Origin of the sequence: Bradyrhizobium sp. UNPF46 (genome assembly GCF_006658625.1) — a bacterium.
GTDB lineage: Bacteria > Pseudomonadota > Alphaproteobacteria > Rhizobiales > Xanthobacteraceae > Bradyrhizobium > Bradyrhizobium nitroreducens.
Window position 1 is genome coordinate 221110 of sequence record NZ_LFJB01000021.1, and the last position, 19395, is coordinate 240504.

A 19395-nucleotide genomic window follows, 5' to 3' on the forward strand; every position below is an offset into this window, starting at 1 on the left:
TAGCGCAAGGGGACCTATTTTCCGAGCAGGATCCCGTCCGAAAACCCGGTGCTCACCGTGCCCGGGTGATGCTCACGGCTTCAGATTCGGCGGCAGTGGCGGATCCTCGCGCATCAGGGTGATAGTCACCCGCCGGTTGGCCGCGAGCGACGGATCGTCCGGAAACAGCGGCTGGGTGTCCGCCTTGCCGGAGACGGCGAAGATGTGCGACGGCGGCAGGCCCTCGCGTTCGAGGATCTGACGCACGGCATTGGCGCGGTCGGCCGACAGATCAAAGGCGCCGTAGTCGCTGCGGTTCGGCACGAAGCCGGCCGCGGTATGGCCGGCGATGGAGACGCGGAGCGGCGTCGCCTTGAGCGGGATCGCGAGCTTCTCGACCAGGCGGCGGGTGCGGTCATAAGGCACCTTGGAGCCGTCGGCGAACATCGAGCGGCCGTCCTGGTCGACGATTTCGAGGTTGAGACCCTGCTTGGTTTCCTCGAACATGATGTGCTTGGACATCTCGGTCAGTTCCGGCATGTCCTGCAACGCCTGGCGCAGCGAGGCTGCGGCGAGCGCGAAATTGCGGTCGATCTTGATCTTCGCGCCCGACGTCTTGTCGCGATCTTCCTGGTCCGGGGTCGGCGTGTTGGAGGCGTCCTCGGGCTGGATATGGTCGACGTTCTTCAGCCGCGGACGGGTCGGCAAACCGTCGGACTCCACGATGCCGGCATAGCGCGCTTCGCTCTGCACGCCGAAGGCGTCGCGCATCGAGCCGGCGACGATCTTCAGCTTGTTGGCGTCCTGGGTCGAGAACGCCACGAGCATCACGAAGAAGCTCATCATCAGGCCCATGAGGTCGGCGAAGGTCACGAACCAGCCGTGACCGCCTCCATGCGCATCGCCGCGTTTCTTCTTGGCCATGTCTCGGATCCCGGCGGGCGGCTTACGCCGGCACCGGCTCGCCCTCGGCGTGACGATGCTTCTCCGGCAGGTAGGCCAGCAGCATTTCGCGCACGAGCGTCGGGCTCTTGGAGTCGCGGATCATCAGGATGCCGTCGATGATCAGGGTGCGGTTGGTCTCCTCGTCCAGCAGCTTGCCGTGCAGCTTGTCGGCGATCGGCAGACAGAACAGGTTCGCGACCAGCGCGCCGTACAGCGTGGCAAGCAGCGCGGTCGCCATGAACGGGCCGAGCTTGGAGGGGTCGGTCATGTTGGCGAACATCTGCACCATGCCGATCAGGGTGCCGATCATGCCGAACGCCGGGGCGCAGTCGCCGATGGCGCGGTAGATCTTGCTGCCCTCGTCGAGGTGCATCAGGAAGTTGTCGCGGTCGCGCTCGAGATTGTCGCGGATGAAGTCGAGATCGTAGCCGTCGGCGACGTAGCGGATGCCCTTGGCGAGGAACGGCTCGTCGGTCTCGACCTTTTCGAGGCCGACCGGGCCCTGCTTGCGGGCGATCTCGGCGATGCGGGCGAGCTCGTCGACGAGGTCGTGCGCCGACAGCCGGCTCATGGTGAAGGCGAACTTGGCGCCAAGCGGAAGGCCGTGCAGCAGCGCCGAGAGCGGAAAGCGGATCATGGTGGCGGAGATCGAGCCGCCGAAGATGATGATCATCGCATGTTCGGAGATGAACATGTGGAGATCGCCACCCATGAAGATCATTGCGGTGATGACGATGATGCCCGCCGTGAGCCCGACGCTCGTCATGATATCCATGGGATACTCCAACGCGTACGCAACAACGGCCGTCCTGGCCGCTGGCGCGGCCCAACCCCGAACCGCATCGGAAACCCTAGAGCGCCGCCCTTAAAGCCGCGTAAAGGTTAAGTTGCGCAGGCGCGTCAGACCGGCGCATCGCGGCCCGGAGGATGCCGGCTTTGCTGCTTGCCGACACGAATCTCAACACATTGCTAACCATAATTGCGGCAGCGGACGATGATGTCCTCGCGGCACGGACCGCGGACTCGTCAACGCGCGGTCGTATAGGCTGATACAAAGCGTCGAGGTGTCCTCCCATGGTTTTCTGGCTAGCGAGCGCGATCGGATTGGCCTCCGCCTATCTTTTCGGCTCTGTGCCCACCGGCTATCTGGCGGGGAAACTGCTGAGGGGGATCGACATTCGGGAGCACGGCTCCAGATCGACCGGCGCGACAAATGTGTTGCGCGTCCTGGGAAAATGGCCTGCGCTGGTCGTGCTTCTGGTCGATGTGTTCAAAGGTGCCGCGGCAATCGCCTTCGCCCGCTGGTTCTTTGGCCAGGTCTTCACGTTGCCATCGGGCACGCCACCGTCCGCGCTTGATCCGCGAAGCTGGATGGACTGGGGCGTGTGCGTTGCTGGACTTGCCGCGCTGCTCGGGCACGCCCTTTCGATCTGGCTGAACTTTACGGGCGGCAAATCCGCTGCGACGGGGCTCGGCGTCCTGCTGGCATTGTCGTGGCCAGTCGGCCTCGGGGCTGCAATCGCTTTTGCCATTGCGCTGGCTGTATCTCGCATCGTGTCGCTTGGCTCGATCTTGGCGGCGCTGACGGCGATCGTCCTCGTCTGCGGCCTGGAGCAACCGCTGCCCTATCGGCTGCTGGTGATTGCAGGCGGCATCTACGTGATCGTGCGCCATCGCGCCAACATCCAGCGACTGCTGGCGGGGACGGAGCCGCGGTTCGGACAATTCAGTCCAGAACCGAGGACGGAGGCGTAGGGCCACTCGTTGATCGTCGAAGCTGCCCCCCAAGCTAACGCATATTGAGAGCGCCAGCCGGCGAGCGACTGCGGCCCTGCGCCACGGGCGAAATGAAGGACGATTTGGTATTCTACGGCTCTGCGGCAGGCTCGACCGCGGGAGCAATTTGCCATGTTGACGCTGTTCAGTCTTCTCACCGCGTTGCCTGCGGTGCTGGCGCTCCACCTGCTCGAGCCGGCGCTCGTCCTGCCGGCCTTCAGCCTTGCGCTGTTTGCCGAAGCCGCTTTCGCGGTGATCGCGGCGCGGTTGATTCACAGCCCCGACAGCACGGACGACATCACGCTGTGGGATCTTGCTGGCGGCTTCACCCTGATCGGATGCGCCGCCGCGATGTTCGGAGAACCGGATCAAGCTGCCCTGTTCCTGACCGAACAAGGCAGCTCGAGACCGGCGTCGTCGCCTTAAGCTTCAGTGGATCTCGGCCGAGCGCTTCAGCGCGGCTTTCAGCTTCTCCAGCGAGAAGTCGGGGCTGCGGGCGATCTCGAGGATCGGCGTCTCGCGGCGGCCGCAGAGCTCGGCGGCTTCGGGCAGCTTTGCCGCGACGTCGAGCGGGATCACGATCGCGCCGTGCTGATCGGCGTGGATCAGGTCGTCCGACCTCACGGTCATGCCGGCGACGCGCACCTCGCCGCCAAAGCTCTCCGCATGCACCCAGGCATGCGACGGGCCGATCGAGCCGGCCAGCGCCTGGAAGCCCGGCGCCCATTGCGGGATGTCGCGGATCGAGCCGTCGGTGACGACGCCGAGGCAGCCGAGCGCCTTGTGCACGTTGCTCTGCACCTCACCCCAGAACGCGCCGTAGCCGACGTCGGGACCGTCGATGTCCTGGATCACCGAGATGCGCGGCCCATGGCCGGTGCCGACATATTCGTAATACTCGATGCGGCGCTTCGACTGCTCTTCGGGTGCAAGCGAGGACTTCAGCACCGAGCGGATCGCAACCGTCCGGGCGTAGCCGACGATCGGCGGCAAATCGGGGAACGGGCAAACCAGCTGCTTGGTGGTATAGCCGATCAGCCGGCGCTCGGGCGCGACGATCTCCATGGCATTGCAGATCGTCGGCGTGTCATAGCGGCCCAGCGCTTCGAGGACGGAAGCGGGCAGCGGCCCGGTCGCGGAATTGGTCACGGCGTTCTCTCCCAGATTGGCGGCGGTTGATTGTGCGATGCCGCCGGCATCAGGGCGATATAGCCGAGATCGGGTCTCGACCCAACTCAGCACGCCATCATGGCAGATATCCGCGCCTCGCCGCTCAGTGCAGCCGTCCGGGCCGGTCGTCGTCGTGCGGCGGCTCCGACAAGTTCGCCAGCGTCGGCGCCGAGGGCGGCGACGAGACCTCGTCTCCCGATGGCGCAGCCGCCTCCATCGCGCGTGCCTGATCGCGATAGGATTTGTAGCCGAGCGGCAAAGCGAGAAGATACAGCACCGTGCCAATCGACAGCACGTGCCAGGGATAGGCGATCAAGAGCGCGATGAAGACGATCACCGCAACGAAGGCCGGAAGCACCAGCTCCGGCGGCACGCGCATGCGCATGCTCTTGCCGGAGAACACCGGCAGGCGCGATACCATGAGAAACGCAATCAGCAGCGTGTAGGCGGCCGTCAGCGCCGCCGGCCAGCGTCCCACATCGAGGAAGACCGCATAGATCGGCAACATCACTGTGATGGCGCCGGCCGGCGCGGGCACGCCGGTGAAGAAGTTGGCGGCAAAGGCCGGCTTGTTCGGATCGTCCAGCGTGGCGTTGAAGCGCGCGAGCCGCAGACACATCGAGATCGCGAACACCATCGCCGCAATCCAGCCGGCATTGCCGAGCTCGTGCAGCTGCCAGAAATACAGCATCAGCCCGGGCGCCACGCCGAAATTGACGAAATCGGCGAGACTGTCGAGCTCAGCACCGAACTTGGACTGGCCCTTGATCATGCGCGCGATGCGGCCATCGATGCCGTCGAGCGCGGCGGCGAACACGATGGCATAGACCGCGAGCGACATCCGCCCCTCGATCGACAGCCGGATCGAGGTCAGGCCGGCGCAGATCGCCAGCAGCGTGATGACGTTGGGCACCAGCATCCGCACCGGGATCGGGCGGAACCGGCGGCGGCGTATGTCGGGATCTCTCAAATCGTAGGGCGTCATGGCGGTCCTCACCTCAAGGCGAGATATAGCAAGCCGCGCCCTCCTCCGCCATTGCTGCGGAACCCGCTCGCAGGCCGACTATTGGTTAATTGGCGCGGAAGGCGCGGCTGGGGTCGTCGCCGGCAAGATCGGCCAAAATCGTCTCGCCGGCGATGGCGGTCTGCCCTTCCGAGACCAGCGCCTTGGTACCCACAGGCAGATAGACGTCGAGCCGCGAGCCGAAGCGGATCAGACCGAAACGCTCGCCGGCGCCGATCGCCTGCCCCTCCCTGACGAAACAGACGATGCGCTTGGCGACGAGGCCTGCGATCTGAACCACGCCGATGCGAGCGGTCGGCGTCGAGATGACCAGCGAGTTGCGCTCGTTGTCTTCGCTGGCCTTGTCGAGCTCGGCATTGATGAAGAGGCCGGGACGGTACGCGATGCGGTCCACCCTGCCTGCTACGGGCGCGCGGTTCACGTGGCAATTGAACACGCTCATGAACACCGAGATGCGAGGCAATGGCCGGTCCCCGAGCCCGAGTTCGGCCGGCGGCAGCGCCATGGTGATCATCGAGACGCGGCCGTCGGCCGGCGACACCACCAGCCCCTCGCGCACCGGCGTCACGCGCACGGGATCTCGGAAGAACAGCGCGCACCACACGGTCAGGATCGTGCCGATCCAGCCCAGAGGCGACCACAGCCAGAACAGGATCAGGCTTGCCAGCGCAAAGCCGCCGATGAAGGGATAGCCCTCCTTGTGGATCGGCGGGATCTGACGCTGGATCGAATCGAGAATGGACATCGCTATCTGCCGCTGAAAGGGTTGACGGCGCGCGGGTCGCCCCGTGCGGTGGGGATGTTTAGGCCAGAGTTGGGACCGGAGACAAGGTCACACCTCCGCAGGCGCCGTCAGGGCGTCATCGACCGGGGGCGGCTCCCGGTTGGGCGCCTCGCTTGTGTCGGCCATCTTGGCCAGTTTCTCGCGCGCCTCCTCGGCCTCGCGCTGCCTGTTCCACATGCTGGCGTAGAGACCGCCATGTGCGAGGAGCTTGGCGTGGGTCCCCCGCTCGGCGATCCGGCCCTGGTCCAGCACGATGATCTCGTCGGCCCCGACGATGGTCGATAGCCGGTGCGCGATCACCAGCGAGGTGCGGTTCTTCGCGACCCGATCGAGCGCGCCCTGGATCTCGTGCTCGGTGTGGGTGTCGAGCGCCGAGGTCGCCTCGTCCAGCACCAGGATCGGCGGCGCCTTCAAGACGGTGCGCGCGATCGCAACGCGCTGCTTCTCGCCGCCCGACAATTTCAGCCCACGCTCGCCGACCTGGGTTTCGTAGCCCTTCGGCGCCATGCGGATGAAATGATCGATCTGCGCGAGGCTCGCGGCCTCCTCGACCTCGGCATCGCTGGCGTCCCAACGGCCATAGCGGATGTTGTAGCGGATGGTGTCGTTGAACAGCACGGTGTCCTGCGGAACCATGCCAATGGATGCGCGCAGCGAATCCTGCGTGACCGCGCGGATATCCTGGCCGTCGATCAGGATCTTGCCGCCGGAGACGTCATAGAGGCGGAACAGAAGGCGCGAGATGGTCGACTTGCCTGCGCCCGACGGGCCGACGATGGCGACCGTCTTGCCGGCCGGCACTTCGAAGCTGATGCCCTTGAGGATCGGGCGCGTCGGCTCATAGGCAAAGCGCACGTCCTCGAAACGCACCGTGCCGGCGGAGACGGCCAGCGGCTTGGCATCGGGGATGTCCTTGATCTCGGCCTCGCGGCCCAGCACGCCAAACATCTTCTCGATGTCGATGATCGCCTGCTTGATCTCGCGATAGACCATGCCCATGAAGTTCAGGGGCTGGTAGAGCTGGATCATCATGGCGTTGACCAGCACGAAATCGCCGACCGTGTTGGTGCCGTTGCGCACGCCGATCGCGCACATCAGCATGGTCGCGGTCAGGCCCAGCGTGAAGATCACGGCCTGGCCGGTGTTGAGCACGGCGAGCGAGGTGTAGGCCTGGATGCTCGACTCCTCGTAGCGTGCCACCGAGCGGTCGTAGCGCTGCGCCTCGCGCGCCTCGGCGCTGAAATACTTCACGGTCTCGTAGTTGAGCAGCGAGTCGATCGCCTTGGTGTTCGCCTCGGTGTCGGAATCGTTCATCCTGCGGCGGATGCCGATCCGCCACTCGGTCGCGACGTAGGTGTAGTACATGTAGACCGTGACCGTGATCAGGGTCGCGACGACGTAGCGCCAGTCGAACTGCCAGAGCAGCACGGCCATCAGCAGCGAGACCTCGACGATGGTCGGGATCAGTTGCAGGATCACCATGCGCACGATGACCTCGATGCCCTCGCGGCCGCGCTCCAGCACGCGCGTCAGGCCGCCGGTCTTGCGCTCGAGGTGAAAGCGCAGCGAGAGCTCGTGCATGTGGATGAAGGTGATGGTGGCAAGCTTGCGCACGGCATGCATGGCGACGCGCGCGAAGATGCCGTCACGCCATTGCGTCAGCACCGCCATCAGGATGCGCATCACGCCGTAGCTCGCGGTCAGCAACAGCGGCGAGGCGATCACCCAGAGCTGCCAATTGTCGGCCTGCACCGGCGCCGTGTTGGCGCCGGTCAGCGCGTCCGTCGCCCATTTGAAGCTGAACGGCACCGTCAGCGTGATCAGCTTGGCGGCGAGCAGCAGCACCATGGACCAGACCACCCGCATCTTCAGGTCGAAGCGGTCGCCCGGCCAGATATAGGGCCACAGATGCGCCAGCGTGCCCATCAACGTGGCCCGCTCGAGCGGCCCGCCTGCGGGATCAGGCACGTCGGGAACGTGGGGCGAATGAGGTGGGCTCATCAAGAAACCTGGAAGGCCCGCCGGGCGCGGGCAAGCTGCGATGACTGTTTTCGCCCGTCCATATAGAAGCTTCCGGAGGCGAGCGCACCCCGCCAGATGGCGATTCTTCGATAGTTTGTCGGTATTTACGGGTAGATTTCCTGACGATCCGAATCACCTGAAGGGCTTGACGCCCCTTCGCTGCAATGCATCATGGTACCAATGAGCACGATCAAAACCGTCTGTGTCTATTGCGGCTCCGGCCCCGGAACCAATCCCAACTTCATCGAAGCGGCGAAGGCGCTTGGCAAGGCGCTGGCGGACAACAAGATCCGCCTCGTCTACGGCGGCGGCTCGCTCGGCCTGATGGGAGCGGTCGCAACCTCGGTGCTGGATCACGGCGGCACCGTCACCGGCATCATCCCTGACTTCCTCCGGATGCGCGAGAACGCGCTGACGCGGGTGCAGGAGATGGTCGTCACGCCCGACATGCACGAGCGCAAGCGGCTGATGTTCGAGCGCTCCGACGCTTTCGTCGCCCTGCCCGGCGGGCTCGGAACGCTCGAGGAGCTGGTCGAGCAGCTGACCTGGCAGCAACTCGGCCGTCACGCCAAGCCGGTGCTGCTCGCCAACATCGACAATTTCTGGGAGCCGCTGTTCTCTCTGGTCTCCCACATGCGCCAGACCCAGTTCATCCGCGCCGGCCTTTCCGTCGAGATCCTGAAGGCGGACAAGGTCGAGGAGATCGTCCCGCGGCTGCGCGCCGCGGCTGCGCAGATTCCCGACAGCCAGCGCGATCTCGCCCCCGAAGTGGCGCGCAAGCTGTAGCGCCCTACTCTGCGGGAAACGTCACCGCCTCGATGCGGTTGCCGTCGGGATCGGTGACGAAAGCCGCATAGTAGCGCACGCGGTCATGCGGGCGGATGCCGGGCGCGCCGTCGGAGGCCCCGCCCGCCGCGAGAGCCGCGGCATGAAACGCATCGACCTCCCCAGTCGTCTTCGCCCGCAGGCAGATGTGCACGCCGCTCTCCGGAGCTACGCGCGGCATGTTTTCGCGCAGATTGATCCAGAACTCGGGATAGGCCTTGCCGAAGCCGACCGTCCGCGGTCGCGTGACGAGGCGTGTGAGGCCGAGCGCTGCGAGCGCGGCTTCGTAGAATTTCGCCGACCGATCGAGATCACTGACGCCGACGGAAATGTGGTCGATCATTGGCTACGCTCCCCCTCCTCCTCGCAATGACGGCGTTCATTGTCGACGCCGTCCGTTACGCCGGCGCGCCCGACTTCACGAGCTTGTAGATCACCGAATCCATCAGCGCCTGGAACGAGGCGTCGATGATGTTCGGGGAGACGCCGACCGTGGTCCAGCTGTCGCCGTTCTCGTCCTCGCTCTCGATCAGCACGCGCGTGACCGCGCCGGTGCCGCCGTTGAGGATACGCACCCGGTAGTCGATCAGCCTCAAGCCCTCGATGTATTTCTGGTACTTGCCGAGATCCTTGCGCATGGCGACGTCGAGCGCGTTGACGGGGCCGTTGCCCTCGGCGGCCGAGATCAGGTGCTCGCCGGCGACGTCGACCTTCACAACGGCCAGAGCGACGGTGACGCGCTCGCCGAGCGCGTTGTAGCGCTGCTCGACATTGACGTCGAACTGCTCGACCTCGAAATAATGCGGCACCTTGCCGAGCGTGCGGCGCGCCAGCAGCTCGAACGAGGCGTTGGCGGATTCATAGGCGTAGCCGGCCGCCTCGCGCTCCTTCAGCTCCTCGACGAGGCGCGTCAGCTTCGGATCGCTCTTCTCGTAGGGGATGCCGGCACGGTCGAGCTCGGCGATGACGTTGGAGCGTCCGGCCTGGTCTGACACCAGCACCTTGCGGTGGTTGCCGACCGTCTCCGGCAGCACGTGCTCATAGGTCTGCGGATCCTTCAACACGGCGGACGCATGAATGCCGGTCTTGGTGACGAAGGCGCTCTCGCCGACATAAGCGGCATGCCGGTTCGGCACGCGGTTGAGCATGTCGTCGAGCGTGCGCGAGACTTTGACGAGCGTCGCCAGCTTCTCGGACGTGACGCCGATCTCGAAAGCCTCGGCAAAGCCCTTCTTCAGTTTCAGCGTCGGGATCAGCGAGCAGAGATTGGCGTTGCCGCAGCGCTCACCGAGCCCGTTCAGCGTGCCCTGGATCTGCCGCGCGCCGGCGCGCACCGCGGCGAGCGAATTGGCCACCGCCTGCTCGGTGTCGTTATGAGCGTGGATGCCGACATGATCGCCGGGGATGTGCTTCGTCACCTCGCTGACGATGGCCTCGACCTCATCAGGCATGGTGCCGCCATTGGTGTCGCACAGCACCACCCAGCGCGCGCCGGCCTCGTAGGCGGCCTTGGCACAGGCGAGCGCAAACTCGGAATCCTCCTTGTAGCCGTCGAAGAAATGCTCGCAGTCGAGCATGACCTCGCGGCCCGCGGCCTTGGCGGCCGCGACGCTGTCGCGGATCGATGCGAGGTTCTCCTCCTTCGTCGTCTCCAGCGCGACGCGCACCTGATAGGCCGACGATTTTGCCACGAAGCAGATCGCATCCGCTTTCGCTTCCAAAAGCCCGGCCACGCCAGGATCGTTGGAGACCGAGCGCCCGGCCCGGCGCGTCATGCCGAAGGCGGTGAAGCGCGCGTGGTTGAACTTCGGCTTGGTGCCGAAGAATTCGGTGTCGGTCGGATTGGCGCCGGGATAACCGCCCTCGACGTAGTCGATGCCGAGATCGTCCAGCATCGCGGCGATGACCTGCTTATCGGTCAGTGTGAAATCGACGCCGTTGGTCTGCGCGCCGTCGCGCAGCGTGGTGTCGAACAGATAAAGGCGCTCCTTGCTCATTGCCCCGCTCCGAGCGTCTTCTTCATCGTGGTGTTGGCGAGCCACTCGTCGTTGACGGTAATGCTGTTGCGCTGCATGGCGACATAGCCGCGCTTGGCGAAAAAGCCCTGCGCGGTGTCGCTGGCATCGACCGAAAGGCTCTGCGCGCCGCGGCCGCCGGCGAGCTTCTCAAGCGCGTCGACCAGCATGGTGGCGACCCCTTGCCCGGCCACTGCCGGATGCACATAGAGCATCTGGATGTGGTCTTTGCCGCGCAGCGAAGCAAAACCAACCGGTGAGCCTTCGATCGTCGCGATCAGCGTCAGGTCGGAAGCGAGGTGCCTGCCGAAGTCTTCGTCTTCCGCCTTCTCCATCCAGGCCTGCTGCTGCGCCTCGCTATAGTCCTCGCCGGTCAGCTCCTCGATGCTGGCCGTAAAGATCGCGGCGAGCACGGGAACGTCATCCGGCAGGAACGGCCGCAATCCGGGCTTCGGCAAAGTCTGTCCCATAATGTTCACCACAACCCGTAGAGTTTCAGCACGATCGCCACGGCGGCTCCGAGCAGCAGAACCTTCAGCGCGATATAATAGAGCCAGTGCCGCGGGAAAGGCGTGTCGGGCCGCTTCATCGCGCAATCTCCCACGTCGTTCCGTCCTTGGAATCCTTGATCGCAACGCCCATCGCGGCGAGCTGATCGCGGATGAGGTCCGACTCCTTGAAATCCTTGCGGCCACGGGCTGCCGTCCGCTCCGCGATCAGGCGCTCGACCTCCTTGGCATCGACGCCGCTCGCCTGCTGCTTGCGGCCTTCCCACTGCGCAGCGCTCTCGGACAGGAAGCCGAGCAGCCGCAACGAGCCCGCCAGAGCCGCGACGTCACCGCCACGCAGGCCATGCAGCGCCGCGATCGCCAGCGGCGTGTTGAGATCGTCGAGCAGCGGCTCGACCACGGATGCGGCCGGCTTGCCGGGCGCGACGTCGGCCGCAACGCGGTACCAGTCGTCGAGCGTCTTGGCGCTCTCCTCCAGCGACTTCATGGTCCAGTCGATCGGCGAGCGGTAGTGCGTCTTCAGCATGTTCAGGCGCAGCACTTCACCCGGCCAGTCACGGAGCAGCTCGTGAATGGTGATGAAGTTGCCGAGGCTCTTCGACATCTTCTCACTCTCGACCTGCAGGAAGCCGTTGTGCATCCAATAGTTTGCCATGCGCTCCCGGTGGAAGGCGCAGCAGGTCTGCGCGACCTCGTTCTCGTGGTGCGGAAACACGAGATCGATGCCGCCACCGTGGATGTCAAAATGCTCGCCGAGATGCTTCCAGGCCATGGCCGAGCACTCGATGTGCCAGCCCGGACGCCCCTCGGCCTTGATGCCTGATGGCGACGGCCATGACGGCTCGCCGGGCTTGGACGGCTTCCACAGCACGAAGTCGGTGTTGCCCTTCTTGTAAGGCGCGACATCGACGCGGGCACCGGCAACCATCTCGTCGAGCGAGCGGTTGGACAGCGCGCCATAGCGCGGCAACCCTGAATCGGCGGCGTTCATCGCCTGCGGCGAGAACAGCACGTGATCCTCGGCGACATAGGCAAAGCCGCCCTTGACCAGCCGCTCGATGATCTCGCGCATCTCCGCGATATGCTCGGTCGCGCGCGGCTCGACGCTCGGCCGCAAGCAGCCCAGCGCATCGACATCGGCATGAAACTGCTTGCCGGTCTGCTCGGTGACCTTGCGGATCGCCTCGTTCAGCGGCAGGCCGGGGAAATCGCGCGCGGCGCGGTCGTTGATCTTGTCGTCGACGTCGGTGATGTTGCGGACATATGTGACGTGCGCCTCGCCGTAGAGGTGGCGCAGCAGGCGAAACAGCACGTCGAACACGATCACGGGCCGCGCATTGCCGATATGGGCGAAGTCATAGACGGTCGGTCCGCAGACATACATGCGGACGTTGCTGGCATCGAGCGGCACAAAGGTGCGCTTTTCCCGGCTCAGCGTATCGTGAAGGCGCAATTCCATGACAACCCATCCCTTGCGGCCGGGCGTCCGAGGCTCTCAATGTTTGAGAAAAGACGGCTCCAGCCAGCGAATCGCTAGCTCGTAATCTCGCGGCAAATGGCGCAAATGGCGAGGAGACCGTTCATGCGGAACATATGGGCTATCAGGTGCCCCTGCGTCAAGAGAGCCGCGAAAACGCCGTTTTGTCCTCCCGCCCAGCGCGCGTCCATCATGACGGTTCATGATCCCCTAACCATTTGAGCCCATTCTGGAACCGGCAGTTCCCCTTTTTGCCCCCGGTGCTTTTCATGCGAGTCTTGCCCGCGCTCATTTCCAGCGCCTTCATCTTTGCGGCTTCCAGCGCCCTCGCCGAGAGCCGCGTCTTCATCATCGCCAACCCGGCGGTCGATCATTGCCTGGCCAAGGGCGACAAATGCGGCGCCTCCGCCGCGCGCACCTATTGCCAATCACGCGATTTTGCCCAGGCATCAAGCTATCGCCGGGTCGATCCCGACGAAATTACCGGCTCTGTCCCCAAATCCGGCACAAATTGCTCCCATGGCCATTGCGACGAATATGTCGCAATCACCTGCCAGCGCTGAATTTGCTCGGAGCTGGCGCAGCTTAGGCCGGTCCTTTGGCCCCCGAAACGACGTGACGATGCCGCGGGAAGCGGCTATTGGAGGGCGCGCTTCGGCCCTGCAAAGTCACGTCGAAAGTCACATTGGGCCGTGACCTCGCTAGAATGGCGGATATGCCTGAATTCCTGTCCCTCTCCCGTGCCCGCTTCGTCCTTGCCTGCACCGTGCTCTTGAGCACGACCGTGCTCGTCACCGGCGCTTTCGCGCAGGCCGGCCCGCCCGGACCGCCGCCTCAGCCGGGGCAAAACGGACTTGGGCCCAATCCGATGTGCGTGCGGCTGGAGGGCCAACTCGCGGCGCTCGACCGCGGCGGCGGGGGCGACCCCGCGCGGGAAGACCAGATCCGCCGTTACCAGGATTCCCAGGCCAAGCAGCAGGCCGAGCTCGACCGCGTCACCATGCAGGCCAAGCGCATGGGCTGCGATTCCTCCGGCTTCTTCTCGCTGTTCGGTGGCCAGCAGGCGCAATGCGGCCCGGTCAACACCCAGATCCAGCAGATGCGCGCCAATCTGGACCAGATCACCAGCAATCTCGAGCGCCTGCGCGGCGGCGGTGGCGGCGGCTACAGCCCGGAGCGCGACAGTCAGCGCCGCTCGGTGCTGGCGGCGCTGGCGCAGAACAATTGCGGCCCGCAATATGCCAACGCCGCGCAAGGTCAAGGCGGCGGCAACTTCCTGAGCAATCTGTTCGGCGGCAACAACGCCGGCAATCCGCAGGGCGTGCCGCCCTCCGATCTCGGGCCGCAATCCGGCACTTACCGGACCGTGTGCGTGCGCACCTGCGACGGCGCTTATTTCCCGGTCTCGTTTGCCACGGTGCCGGCGCGCTTCCCCGACGACGAGAAGACCTGCAAGGCGCTCTGCCCGGCCGCTGAAGCCGTGCTCTACACCCATCGCAATCCCGGCGAAGACATGAACTCGGCGGTCTCCATCAGCGGCCAGCCCTACACGGCGCTGCCGACCGCTTTCAAATTCCGCAGCGAGTTCAACCCGTCCTGCTCCTGCAAGGCCGCCGGCCAGACCTGGGCGGACGCGCTGAAATCGGCCGACGACAAGGCGACCGCCGAGCAGCAGGGCGACATCATCGTCACCGAGGAGAGCGCCAAGAAAATGCAGCAGCAGCGGCTCAACAAGGGCACGCCTGCGAACGCCAAAAAGGGCGCGGCCCCCGCGCCGACGACGACGACTGCACCGGCTGCGACGCCGCCGGTGGATACGGGCACCGCCGCAAGCTCCGAGAACAAGCCGATCCGCTCGGTCGGCCCGACCTTCCTGCCGCAGCAGCAGAAATAGGGTATGTTCCTTCTCCCCTTGTGGGAGAAGGTGGCGCGAAGCGCCGGATGAGGGGTTCTATCCGCGCTCACATATGTGAATGCGGAGACAACCCCTCACCCGAGTGAGTTTGTTGCAGCTGCGGAGCTGCCCTCTCCCACAAGGGGCGAGGGCGCAACAACGCTCAGCTCGCTTGCGGCCACCGGAGGGAAGTCGCTCTCACCCCTCGAACGCGTCGATCGATGCCCTGCTCCCGCGCGACACCAGCGTCTCGTCCGCCGCGGGCGGCGTCTCGCCCTTGTCGCGGAAGCGGTTGGTGATGGGGTAGCGGCGGTCGCGGCCGAAATTTCTCGCCGTCACCTTCACGCCGGGCGCGGCCTGGCGGCGCTTGTATTCGGCGACGTTGAGCAGATGGTCGATGCGGGTGACGGTCTCGCGATCGAAGCCGGCGGCAATGATCTGATCCAGCGGCTCCTCGCGTTCGATGAGCCCCTGCAGAATGGCGTCGAGCACCTCGTAAGGCGGCAGCGAATCCTCGTCACGCTGGTTCTCGCGCAGCTCCGCGGTCGGCGGCCGCGTGATGATGTCGGGCGGGATCACCTCGCCGGCAGGTCCGAGCGCGCCGTCCGGCTTCCAGCCATTGCGCAAGCTTGCCAGCCGGAACACCTGCGTCTTGTAGATGTCCTTGATCGGGTTGAAGCCGCCGTTCATGTCGCCATAGAGCGTGGCGTAGCCGACCGACATTTCGGACTTGTTGCCTGTGGTGACCACCATCAAGCCGGTCTTGTTGGAGATCGCCATCAGGAGCGTGCCGCGGGTGCGGGCCTGAAGATTCTCTTCGGTAATGTCGGGCGGCAGATTCTTGAACAGCCCCGAGAGGATGGTCTCGAACCCGCCGACGGCTTCGGCGATCGGCAGCACCTCGTAGCGGATGCCGAGATGGCCGGCGAGCTCGCCGGCGTCCGCAATCGAAGTGGCCGCCGTGTAGCGATAAGGCAGCATCACGCCGTGCACCTGGTCGGCGCCGAGCGCATCGACCGCGATCGCCGCGCACAGCGCGGAATCGATGCCGCCGGAGATGCCGAGCAGCACGCCGGGAAAGCCGTTCTTGGCAACATAATCGCGCAGGCCCAGCACGCAGGCGGCGTAGTCGGCCTTGTCGCCCTCGACCTGCTGCGCGATCGGCCCCGCGCAGCGCCAATCATCGCCGTTCCGGGTGAAGCGCAACGTGGTGACGCTCTCCTCGAACGCCGGCAGCTGCGCCGCGAGCGAGAGATCGCCGTTGAGCGCGAAGGAGGCGCCGTCAAACACCAGCTCGTCCTGGCCGCAGATTTGGTTGAGATAGACCAGCGGCAGCCCGCTCTCGGTGACGCGTGCGACCGCGACCGACAGGCGCACGTCATTCTTGTCGCGGGCGTAAGGCGAACCGTTCGGCACCAGGATGATCTCGGCACCGGTCTCGGCCAGCGTCTCGACCACGTTCTCGTAGTCCTCGGACTCTTCCAGCCAGATGTCCTCGCAGATCGGCACGCCGATGCGAACGCCACGCACGGTCACCGGGCCCGCGGCAGGGCCGCGCGCAAACAGCCGCTTCTCGTCGAACACGCCGTAATTCGGCAGGTTGCACTTGAAGCGAAGGGCGGCGATGCGGCCGCCGTCGAGCAGCGCGCAGGCATTGTAGAGCTTGCCGTCCTCGACCCAGGGCGTGCCGACCAGCATGGCCGGCCCGCCATCGGCGGTCTCGCGCGCCAGCGCTTCGATCGCGGCGCGGCAGGCCGCCTGGAACGCCGGCTTCTGCACAAGGTCTTCCGGCGGATAGCCGGCGATGAACAGTTCCGGAAACAGCACGAGATCGGCGCCGTCGGCGATGGCGCGCGCGCGCGCATCACGCGCCTTGGCGGCGTTGCCCTCAATGTCGCCCAGGGTCGGATTGAGCTGGGCGAGCGTGACCGCGAAGGCGTTGAGACGTTCGGCCATGGCCCCGCGCTCCGATCAGATGAATCCCAGTCGCTCGATGATGGCGATGATCCAGAACGCGCCGGCCATCAGCAGCGCGACGCCGACTGCCGCCGAGCCCATGTCCTTGACCCGGCCGATCTGCTTGTCGTGGTCCATGGTCAGGCGGTCGGCGAGCTTCTCGATCGCGGTGTTGAGCAGCTCGACGGTCAGCACGAACGCAACCGAACAGACCAGCTCGACCGCGCGCATCGCGGTCGCGCCGACCAGCCAGGCCAGCGGCAGCGACACGAGGAGCGCAAAGATCTCCTCGCGGACCGCCTGCTCCGATCGGAACGCAAAGGCCAGCCCGTTACGGGAATTGATCGTGGCCTTCCAAATCCGCAGCAAGGTCTTAGAGCCCCGCTGCGACCGGCATCGGCTGGGCCTTGCCGGCGCGCTCCTGCTTGAGGAGCTCGGCGATCAGGAAAGCCATGTCGATGGATTGCTCGGCGTTGAGACGGGGATCGCAGACCGTGTGATAGCGGTCGTTGAGGTCCTCGTCGGTGATCGCGCGGGCGCCGCCGAGGCATTCGGTAACGTCCTGGCCGGTCATCTCCAGATGCACGCCGCCGGCATGGGTGCCTTCGGCGGCATGGATCGCGAAAAACGACTTCACCTCGGACAGGATGCGGTCGAACGGCCGCGTCTTGTAGCCCGACGTCGAGGTGATGGTGTTGCCATGCATGGGATCGCACGACCAGACCACCACCTTGCCCTCGCGCTTCACGGCGCGGATCATGTTCGGCAGATGCTCGCCGACCTTGTCCGAGCCGAAGCGGCCGATCAGCGTCAACCGGCCCGGCTCGTTGTCGGGGTTGAGCACGTCGATCAGCTTTAACAGCTCGTCGGGCTTGAGCGACGGGCCGCATTTGAGCCCGATCGGATTCTTGATGCCGCGGAAATACTCGATATGGCCGTGATCGAGCTGGCGGGTGCGATCGCCGATCCAGATCATGTGGCCCGAGGTCGCGTACCAGTCCCCGGTGGTGGAATCGACGCGGGTCATGGCCTGCTCGTAGCCGAGCAGTAGCGCCTCGTGGCTGGTGTAGAAATCGGTGGCGCGCAGCTCGGGATGGGCCTCGAGATCGAGGCCGCAGGCGCGCATGAAGTTGAGCGCGTCCGAGATGCGGTCGGCCAATTCCTTGTAGCGGCGGGACTGCGGTGAATCCTTCAGGAAGCCGAGCATCCATTGATGCACGCTGCCGAGATTGGCGTAGCCGCCGGTCGCAAAGGCGCGGAGCAGGTTCAGCGTCGCGGCCGACTGGCGATAGGCCATCAGCTGACGCTGCGGATCGGGGGTGCGCGCTTCCTTGGTGAAGGCGATGTCGTTGACGATGTCGCCGCGATAGCTCGGCAGCTCGACGCCATTCACCTTCTCGGTCGGCGATGAGCGCGGCTTGGCAAACTGGCCGGCGATGCGGCCGACCTTCACCACCGGCACGGCGCCGGCATAGGTCAGCACCACCGCCATCTGCAGCAGCACACGGAAGAAATCGCGGATGTTGTTGGCGCCGTGCTCGGCAAAGCTCTCGGCGCAGTCGCCGCCCTGGAGCAGGAAGGCTTCACCCGCCGCGACCCGCCCCAGCGCCTTCTTCAGATTGCGCGCCTCGCCCGCGAACACCAGCGGCGGAAAGGTCGCAAGCTGCGCCTCGACGTCGGCCAAAGCCTTGGCGTCGGGATAGTCGGGCACCTGTAGCACCGGCTTGCTGCGCCAGGACTCGGGCGTCCACCGCTCGGACATCGCAATCTCTCCGTGAAGCAAAAAGTGCAACCTGATCTGGGGGTTGCGAGGGCCGCCTTATACACAGGCTGGCACGACATCGCCAGTTGTAAATCCGTTTCGGATCGCAAACCCTTGCGGGTAAAGCCAAATTCGCATTTGCTAGGAAACGGCGAGGAAACCGGCAGGGATACCTTCTGCCCATGGACGTGGCACTGGACGACGTTTTCATCGACGAGATCAGCTTCCCGGCGACCGACGGGTATGCCCTGACCGGCACCCTGTTCCTGCCGCGCGGCACCAAGCGCCATGCGGTGCTGATCAACTCGGCAACCGCCGTCCCGCGAAAAATCTATCGCGGCTTTGCTTCCTACCTCGCCCATCGCGGCTGCGCGGTGCTCACCTACGACTATCGCGGCATCGGCGATTCCCGGCTGCCGGCGATGGTCGGCTACAACCAGCCGAAATCCCTGGTCGGCTTCAAGGCCTCGATGTCGGACTGGGCTGCGCGGGACGTCACCGCCGCGGTGCGCTGGATGCGCGAGCGCTATCAGGATCTGCCGCTGGCCTATATCGGCCATTCCTTCGGCGGCCAGGCGCTCGGGCTGATCGAAAACAATACCGACATCTCGCGCGCTGCCCTGGTGGCCTCGCAGGCCGCGACCTGGCGGCTGATGACCTCGCCGGAGAAATATCGCGTCTACGCCTTCATGAACTTCGTCGGCGTGCCACTGACCCACGCGCTCGGCTATGCGCCGGGCTGGGCCGGGGTCGGCGAGGATCTGCCCAAGGGCGTCTTCCTGCAATGGGCCGAATGGGTCTCGAGCCCCCGCTATCTCTTCGATTCCAAACTGCCGGCGCTGGAGAATTTTGCCAACTTCAAGGGCGAGCTGCGGGCGCTGTGCTTTTCCGACGATCCCTGGGCGACGCGACCGGCGGTCGAGCTGCTCGCGAGCGGCTTTTCCGCGATCAAGCCGGAGGTGCTCACGGTGAGGCCGTCCGACGTCGGCGCCAAGGCGATCGGGCATTTCGGCTTCTTCCGCCCCGATCACCGCGACACGCTGTGGCGCGGAGTGGCGGAATGGATTCAGGGAGAGTGAGACACAGCTTCGCGTCCTCGCGGCACATTCTCGCCCGAGTTTGCTTCATCGCTTCACCCTCTTTGAAAGAGAGGGCGCAGGGAAGACCGGGTGCCGGCTGGCACCCGCGGTCCACTGTGCGAATCCTGCGTGACAAGAAGCTGCACAGCGGCATACAGGTGTAGCCAGGACATCCCGG

The 19395-nt window shown here is 65.3% G+C and carries 19 protein-coding genes; 6 read left to right on the plus strand and 13 right to left on the minus strand.

What is annotated here, in order from left to right; genetic code table 11:
* Positions 1 to 72: 72 nt before the first annotated feature.
* Together UNPF46_RS10600 and UNPF46_RS10605 are read right to left on the minus strand one after the other, a co-directional pair.
* Entirely contained in the window at positions 73 to 903 is an 831-nt protein-coding gene (locus UNPF46_RS10600) for an OmpA/MotB family protein (protein WP_100180432.1), read from the minus strand.
* 22 nt (positions 904 to 925) lie between these two features.
* On the minus strand, positions 926 to 1699 hold the full coding sequence (locus tag UNPF46_RS10605) for a motility protein A (RefSeq protein ID WP_063195489.1): 774 nt from the start codon (positions 1697 to 1699) through the stop codon (positions 926 to 928).
* A 299-nt stretch (positions 1700 to 1998) separates the two neighbouring features.
* Here UNPF46_RS10605 and plsY point away from each other — a divergent pair, with 299 nt between their 5' ends.
* Both plsY and UNPF46_RS10615 read left to right on the plus strand, forming a co-directional pair.
* On the plus strand, positions 1999 to 2679 hold the full coding sequence (gene plsY, locus UNPF46_RS10610) for a glycerol-3-phosphate 1-O-acyltransferase PlsY (RefSeq protein ID WP_100180431.1): 681 nt from the start codon (positions 1999 to 2001) through the stop codon (positions 2677 to 2679).
* Positions 2680 to 2832: 153 nt separating this feature from the next.
* On the plus strand, positions 2833 to 3126 hold the full coding sequence (locus tag UNPF46_RS10615) for a hypothetical protein (RefSeq protein ID WP_100180430.1): 294 nt from the start codon (positions 2833 to 2835) through the stop codon (positions 3124 to 3126).
* 3 nt (positions 3127 to 3129) lie between these two features.
* Here UNPF46_RS10615 and UNPF46_RS10620 read toward each other — a convergent pair whose 3' ends face one another.
* The 4 genes from UNPF46_RS10620 to UNPF46_RS10635 form a co-directional block, all read right to left on the minus strand.
* Entirely contained in the window at positions 3130 to 3849 is a 720-nt protein-coding gene (locus tag UNPF46_RS10620; RefSeq protein WP_142249976.1) for an RraA family protein, read from the minus strand.
* A gap of 124 nt (positions 3850 to 3973) precedes the next feature.
* A complete protein-coding gene (locus UNPF46_RS10625; RefSeq protein ID WP_142249977.1) occupies positions 3974 to 4855 on the minus strand; it encodes a CDP-alcohol phosphatidyltransferase family protein in 882 nt (293 codons plus the stop codon).
* Positions 4856 to 4940: 85 nt separating this feature from the next.
* Complete coding sequence (locus UNPF46_RS10630; protein WP_283811659.1) at positions 4941 to 5645, minus strand: phosphatidylserine decarboxylase; 705 nt, start codon at positions 5643 to 5645, stop codon at positions 4941 to 4943.
* A gap of 81 nt (positions 5646 to 5726) precedes the next feature.
* A complete protein-coding gene (locus UNPF46_RS10635) occupies positions 5727 to 7679 on the minus strand; it encodes an ABCB family ABC transporter ATP-binding protein/permease (protein ID WP_142249978.1) in 1953 nt (650 codons plus the stop codon).
* Positions 7680 to 7880: 201 nt separating this feature from the next.
* Here UNPF46_RS10635 and UNPF46_RS10640 point away from each other — a divergent pair, with 201 nt between their 5' ends.
* Entirely contained in the window at positions 7881 to 8486 is a 606-nt protein-coding gene (locus UNPF46_RS10640; protein ID WP_174719230.1) for an LOG family protein, read from the plus strand.
* A gap of 4 nt (positions 8487 to 8490) precedes the next feature.
* On the opposite strand, the gene UNPF46_RS10645 is transcribed toward UNPF46_RS10640, so the two are convergent.
* The 4 genes from UNPF46_RS10645 to cysS form a co-directional block, all read right to left on the minus strand.
* Complete coding sequence (locus UNPF46_RS10645; RefSeq protein ID WP_100180424.1) at positions 8491 to 8868, minus strand: VOC family protein; 378 nt, start codon at positions 8866 to 8868, stop codon at positions 8491 to 8493.
* A 55-nt stretch (positions 8869 to 8923) separates the two neighbouring features.
* The gene (cimA, locus tag UNPF46_RS10650; RefSeq protein WP_142249979.1) at positions 8924 to 10522 is read right to left on the minus strand and encodes a citramalate synthase; all 1599 of its coding nucleotides are present in this window, start codon (positions 10520 to 10522) and stop codon (positions 8924 to 8926) included.
* On the minus strand, positions 10519 to 11010 hold the full coding sequence (locus UNPF46_RS10655; protein ID WP_181769879.1) for a GNAT family N-acetyltransferase: 492 nt from the start codon (positions 11008 to 11010) through the stop codon (positions 10519 to 10521). Before UNPF46_RS10655 ends, cimA begins: the two co-directional genes overlap by 4 nt.
* A 115-nt stretch (positions 11011 to 11125) precedes the next feature.
* Positions 11126 to 12508, minus strand: coding sequence for a cysteine--tRNA ligase (gene cysS / locus UNPF46_RS10660; protein ID WP_142249981.1), 1383 nt, complete (start codon positions 12506 to 12508; stop codon positions 11126 to 11128).
* Between the two features lie 287 nt (positions 12509 to 12795).
* Between cysS and UNPF46_RS10665 the strand changes: the two genes are divergently transcribed.
* Together UNPF46_RS10665 and UNPF46_RS10670 are read left to right on the plus strand one after the other, a co-directional pair.
* On the plus strand, positions 12796 to 13089 hold the full coding sequence (locus UNPF46_RS10665; RefSeq protein ID WP_174719370.1) for a hypothetical protein: 294 nt from the start codon (positions 12796 to 12798) through the stop codon (positions 13087 to 13089).
* A 143-nt stretch (positions 13090 to 13232) separates the two neighbouring features.
* Complete coding sequence (locus tag UNPF46_RS10670; protein ID WP_142249982.1) at positions 13233 to 14420, plus strand: DUF2865 domain-containing protein; 1188 nt, start codon at positions 13233 to 13235, stop codon at positions 14418 to 14420.
* Between the two features lie 198 nt (positions 14421 to 14618).
* On the opposite strand, the gene UNPF46_RS10675 is transcribed toward UNPF46_RS10670, so the two are convergent.
* The 3 genes from UNPF46_RS10675 to UNPF46_RS10685 are packed head-to-tail and all read right to left on the minus strand — an operon-like array spanning position 14619 to position 18138.
* On the minus strand, positions 14619 to 16376 hold the full coding sequence (locus UNPF46_RS10675) for an NAD+ synthase (protein WP_142249983.1): 1758 nt from the start codon (positions 16374 to 16376) through the stop codon (positions 14619 to 14621).
* A gap of 15 nt (positions 16377 to 16391) precedes the next feature.
* Positions 16392 to 16745, minus strand: coding sequence for a diacylglycerol kinase (locus UNPF46_RS10680; RefSeq protein ID WP_018320918.1), 354 nt, complete (start codon positions 16743 to 16745; stop codon positions 16392 to 16394).
* Positions 16746 to 16749: 4 nt separating this feature from the next.
* Positions 16750 to 18138 (minus strand): class II 3-deoxy-7-phosphoheptulonate synthase, encoded by a 1389-nt coding sequence (locus tag UNPF46_RS10685; RefSeq protein WP_142249984.1) that lies wholly within the window; start codon positions 18136 to 18138, stop codon positions 16750 to 16752.
* Between the two features lie 182 nt (positions 18139 to 18320).
* Between UNPF46_RS10685 and UNPF46_RS10690 the strand changes: the two genes are divergently transcribed.
* Complete coding sequence (locus tag UNPF46_RS10690) at positions 18321 to 19217, plus strand: alpha/beta hydrolase family protein (protein WP_142249985.1); 897 nt, start codon at positions 18321 to 18323, stop codon at positions 19215 to 19217.
* Positions 19218 to 19395 lie beyond the last annotated feature (178 nt).